Source organism: Mycobacterium sp. 1081908.1, from assembly GCF_001673535.1.
GTDB lineage: Bacteria > Actinomycetota > Actinomycetes > Mycobacteriales > Mycobacteriaceae > Mycobacterium.
Window position 1 is genome coordinate 1 of sequence record NZ_LZLY01000038.1, and the last position, 565, is coordinate 565.

Below are 565 nucleotides of genomic sequence, written 5' to 3' on the forward strand. Positions count from 1 at the left end.
AGCCCGGTGCGCCCGCGCATGGCGCGCTCGAACGCGGCCAGGTGCGGATACTCGCGCAGCAACCTGCCCAGCTCGTCCAGCATCGCCTCGAGGCGCTCGACCACGTCGTCGGAGCGCGACGCGGCCGAGCGCAGCCGGGGCAACACGAGCTCGTCGATCTCGTTGACGGTCGCGGCGAGCAGCTCGGACTTGTTCGGAAAGTAGTGATACAGGCTGGCGCTGGTCACCTCGGCCGTGCGGGCGATCTCGCGGATGGTCGCGCGCGAATAGCCGGCCCTGGCCACGCAGCGCATGGTGGCGACGATGATCCGCCGGCGGGTCTCCTCGCCGCTGGCGCCGACCGGGCGACCCAGTTGTGCCCGCGTCATTGTGACGTCCTCACTTCCGGCTAACAGCGTCAAATATAATCGGCCGATCAATTTATGTGCCGGTTCCGTAGGGGGGTGCCCCGCATGAGCCCCGCCCGGTCGCAGCTGGGGCGCCCGCCGGGCGCCAGCGGCGAGGAGACCCGCGCTCGAATCATCGCCGCGGCCATGCGGTGTGTGGCGGAGGTGGGCTACTCCCG

The 565-nt window shown here is 70.3% G+C and carries 1 protein-coding gene and 1 pseudogene; one reads left to right on the top strand and one right to left on the bottom strand.

From position 1 onward, the window contains the following. Positions 1–368, bottom strand: a 368-nt coding sequence (locus A5655_RS06215) for a TetR/AcrR family transcriptional regulator (RefSeq protein ID WP_156764731.1), incomplete at its 3' end; no start/stop codon positions are given. Positions 369–452: 84 nt separating this feature from the next. On the opposite strand from A5655_RS06215, the pseudogene A5655_RS27750 reads away from it, so the two are divergent. Continuing rightward, positions 453–565: pseudogene (locus tag A5655_RS27750) on the top strand (TetR/AcrR family transcriptional regulator); the annotation flags it as partial.